This is a genomic window from Adlercreutzia sp. ZJ176 (genome assembly GCF_011038975.1).
Taxonomy (GTDB): domain Bacteria; phylum Actinomycetota; class Coriobacteriia; order Coriobacteriales; family Eggerthellaceae; genus CAAEEV01.
The window spans coordinates 1-4,061 of sequence record NZ_JAAKEC010000036.1 but is presented as its reverse complement, the minus strand read 5'-3'; the positions used below and the strand labels follow the sequence as shown (position 1 = coordinate 4,061).

Annotated in this window: 3 protein-coding genes; all 3 read left to right on the top strand. The window is 56.6% G+C overall.

All coding sequences use genetic code 11. From position 1 onward, the window contains the following. The first annotated feature begins 211 nt into the window (after window positions 1–211). The 3 genes from G7Y50_RS11730 to G7Y50_RS11720 all read left to right on the top strand — a co-directional run bounded on the left by G7Y50_RS11730 (window position 212) and on the right by G7Y50_RS11720 (window position 3,947). Window positions 212–1,912 (top strand): ATP-dependent endonuclease, encoded by a 1,701-nt coding sequence (locus tag G7Y50_RS11730; RefSeq protein ID WP_165056810.1) that lies wholly within the window; start codon window positions 212–214, stop codon window positions 1,910–1,912. Next, window positions 1,902–3,713, top strand: a complete 1,812-nt coding sequence (locus G7Y50_RS11725; RefSeq protein ID WP_165056809.1) for a UvrD-helicase domain-containing protein — start codon at window positions 1,902–1,904, stop codon at window positions 3,711–3,713. The genes G7Y50_RS11730 and G7Y50_RS11725 overlap by 11 nt, the downstream gene beginning before the upstream one ends. 93 nt (window positions 3,714–3,806) lie before the next feature. Continuing rightward, window positions 3,807–3,947: a hypothetical protein gene (locus G7Y50_RS11720; RefSeq protein WP_165056808.1), complete on the top strand. Its 141-nt coding sequence runs from the start codon at window positions 3,807–3,809 to the stop codon at window positions 3,945–3,947. Window positions 3,948–4,061: the final 114 nt, after the last annotated feature.

Below are 4,061 nucleotides of genomic sequence, written 5' to 3'. Positions count from 1 at the left end.
ACTGTAGGCCCTGGAGGCTTCAGGAAGGCTAGAAAGCGGACCGTCACGCAAAAACAGGCGGAAAACGTGTGGGCATGCGGAAGATGGTGAAAACCATGCTAAATCCCACACGTTTTAGCGGTTACCCGAGCTCTGCTCGGAGGAACCGGACGATGTTGTCGCGGTCTTTTACGAGTACCTAACGTTGAACGGGCCGGGAGGGACGCCCATTGTGCGCATCCGACTCTCGGCGAAGTGGAGCAGGAGCGCGAACGCCGAGGGGTCGATCGACGGCGAAGTGGTATTCATCATGGCCGCGGAAGGCGAGCTCGAGACGAAAGAGAACTGCGTCGCGGCTAAGCGACAGCTGCTTGACTCAATACGAATGATCTACGTCCCCGCATCGCGGAATCCTAAGGCGGAGCTTAGGTTGACCTCGGGAACGATAGTTGGCGGCCTAATAAGATCGGTGAAGTGGGGCGAGGCCAAGAAGAGCGCCATCAGGGATAAAATAGGCGAAATCAGCGACACCGTGCTCGAAGAGCCCGGGGCGAATGCCATCAACAAATCGCTCCACGACGCTTGGGGTGGCCTTGATAGCGATAGCCGCTACGGGAACGCCAGGTTGACCTTCGGTGGAGGCAGCTTCGAGTCCGTGGTGAGTCATCCTGCAGTAACATTCTCACCGACGCCGGAGGAGAGGGAATACGAAGTCGAAGAGTTAGGGGACGGCCTAAAATCGCTGTTCTACTTCTCCATGGTGAAAGGCCTCGTAGAGCTCGAAGGCAAGCTTCGGCAGAATGCAGACGGCATAAAGGAACACTTCGACGTCACCCTACCCGCGCTCACGCTTCTGGCCGTCGAAGAGCCGGAAAACCACATTGCCCCGCACCTACTCGGCAAGTTGATGCTGGAGCTGAGGAAAACCGGAGAAGAGTCCCACTGCCAGGTGATCGTAACGTCGCACTCCCCCGCGATCGCAGGGCGGGTGGAGCCGACGGAAGTACGGCATTTCAGGATGCGCCGTGAATCCAATTCCACGATTTGCCGTCGCTTGGCCTTACCCGACAACGCGGAAGCGGAAGCATGCAAATACGTTCGCGGGTCTCTCCTCGCCTATCCTGAGGTGCTGTTCGCGAAGGCCGTGGTGCTCGGCGAGGGCAGCAGCGAGGAAATCGTCCTGCCCAGGGCGATTGGGGCGCTATGCGGGCAAGCGGATGCCAACGGGATATCGGTCGCGCCGCTGGGCGGGAGGCACGTCAACCATTTCTGGAGGCTTTTCAACGAGCTCGATATCCCCTACGTGACGCTTTTGGACCTGGATCGCGAACGCTTCGGGGGCGGATGGGGCAGGATCAAGTACGCCGTTAACAAGCTGGAGGAATTCAAGAAGGACGAGGTATTCGACTGGCCAGGCGGAATTTCAACGGACTCGCCAGAATTCGAGTCCCTCGGCAAGCGTGGCGACGATGACCCTGAATTGGACGAATGGATTGATTGCCTCGAATCAAAGGGAGTATTCTTCTCGGCGCCACTTGATCTGGACTTCGCGATGCTCTGCGCGTTTCCCCGTGCATACAAAGCGGTCGACGGGGCGAACGATCCGCGCAACGTGAAAAACAAGCCTGCCCGCTCCACCGCTACAATACCCACAGAGACCAGGCAGCACGCCATCGAATGCGTTTTGCACTCGGGCAAACGCGGCTCTGGCGGCGACGGATCCACGTATACGGAAGAGCAGAAGGATCTCATGCCGTACTACAAGAGTCTCTTCCTCGGAAAGAGGGGCAAACCAGGCACGCATATCCTTGCGCTTGCCGATGTAGACGACGAGTCTTTCGGGAAACAGATGCCCAAAGCGCTGAAACACCTTGCGAAGATGGTTTCCAATCTCGTTTCGGGATCCCCTGCGGGGGTAGACGATGAAGCGTGAGGAATGGCTGCCGGCTGACGGAATTGTCCTCGAGGGTAGGGCCGACGAAGCTCTGCGCTTCGAGGGCAACGTGCTCGTCATGGCAGGGCCAGGCGCCGGCAAAACAGAGCTGCTCGCGCAAAAGGCGTGTTACCTGTTCCAAACCGGCATATGTGACGTACCCCATCGGATACTCGCCGTAAGCTTCAAGGTCGACGCCGCGGTGAACTTGGCTGAACGCGTGGAGGAGAGATGCGGGACCGAATATGGACGAAGATTCGCATCGGTTACCTTCGATGCTTTTGCCAAGTCCATCCTCGACAGGTTCAGAAACGCACTCCCCGAGCAATACCGGCCAACCCATGACTACGTGATCAACGACGACGAAGTCATGGGGAAGATACGAGACACAATCTGCAGCGGGAACAAGAAGCGGTTCCGGGCGAAAGAGGCCGAAGAATGCAAGCTCATCGCATACGGCGGAAGAGGGAACGCGAGAATCTTCCTCACCATGATCAACAACCCGGACGGCGAAAGAAGCCATCTGAGCTTTTCCATGGTTTTTTCGCTAGCTCTATACATTCTGAGACACAACCCTCTCGTAGTGGAGGCAATACGGCGTACATTCAAGTACGCGTTCGTAGACGAATTCCAGGACACAACGTCTTTTCAATACAGGATGATAGAAACCCTATTCGGAGGAGGCAACGGCACCTTGACAGCCGTCGGGGACAACAAGCAGCGGATAATGCTGTGGGCTGGCGCCATGAGGGATGCATTCGGCCGTTTCCGTGGCGACTTCGATGCGGAGAGAATCCAACTCCTCAGGAACTACCGCTCCGCGCCTAAACTCGTCGAGCTCCAGGCAATGATGTACGGATCTCTCGGCGAGCACGCCTCGCCCGCACTGCCGTCGGACGCATGGCGTCCCAGCGACGGCGAGATAAGGCTTGTCATAAGCGACGACGACCGCAAGGAGGCAGCGTACTTAGCGCAGGATATTTCGAATGCTATCGCTGCAGGCGTCGAACCCGAAGAGATCTGCATTCTAAGCAAGCAGAAGGTCGAGGAATATGCCAAGGCGATTATGAGGGCGCTTGACGAAGCAGGAATTGAATCGAGATTAGAGGCGGACTACCAAACAATTCTCTCAGACCCCTTCATCCGACTGATTATCGATTGCGCATATGTTGCCCTCGGAAACTGCAGCGCAAGACTCAGGCGAGCGGTAAAGGACGAACTGCTCGATTTGCGCGACGGAAGCGAAATCGAAGATCCCGGCGAGTTCGCGACGACCGAGCTCGAGCTCAATGAGCTGTTGGACGGGATTGGATCTAGACTGCGAGAAGCAGCTGATGAAGCTTCCCTGGAAGCTTCGTTCCAGCTGATAACCGAATGGACCGGCGAAGAGGGCATACGAACGAGATATCCGGCTTACAGGCAAAGCGACCAGATCGGTAAGCAGATGTGCTGTTTGGCGAAGGCGCTTCACAGCATGTTGGCGACATCGCCCGACATGCCGTCTGCAATCGATAGGTTATTGGGCAAAGGCGTTGTCCCCGTCATGACTATCCACAAGAGCAAGGGCTTGGAGTATCAACGCGTTTACTTCCTCGGTTTAGAGGACGATGCGTTTTGGTCTTTCAAGGATCAGCCAGAAGAAGACAGGTGCGCCTTCTTCGTCGCTCTGTCTCGCGCCAAAAGCAGCGTGACGTTCACCTTCAGCAACTACAGGCTCGGCACAGTGCAACGACATGACGCAATCAATGAGTTCTTCGCGCTGCTTCAAAGCCCCGGAGTAGCCCAAGTGATAAGAATCTGATTGCATCTCAATGTGCTCAACGGCGCAAAACGATTATGGCAAAAAAAGATACGCCGCCGCGACTTGGGCCGCGGCGGCGATGCCGGAAGCTGCATGTGCAGGACCTCGCAGCCGAGCTTCGACGACGGCATGGTGAACATGCAGGAGCTCAGCCGCGCCATGGCGGAGGCCCTCGTCAACGAGATCATGCTCGCCCAGGCCGACGAGCTCTGCGACTCCTCGGGTAAGTCTTAATTCGTGTGGGAATAATAGCCAAAACCTATGTCTGATCAGGTAAAACAAAGCAAATCTAACCCCAAGTCAGCGCTTGGGGGCAAAATAAGGGCGCAACAACCTAAGCCCTTCACA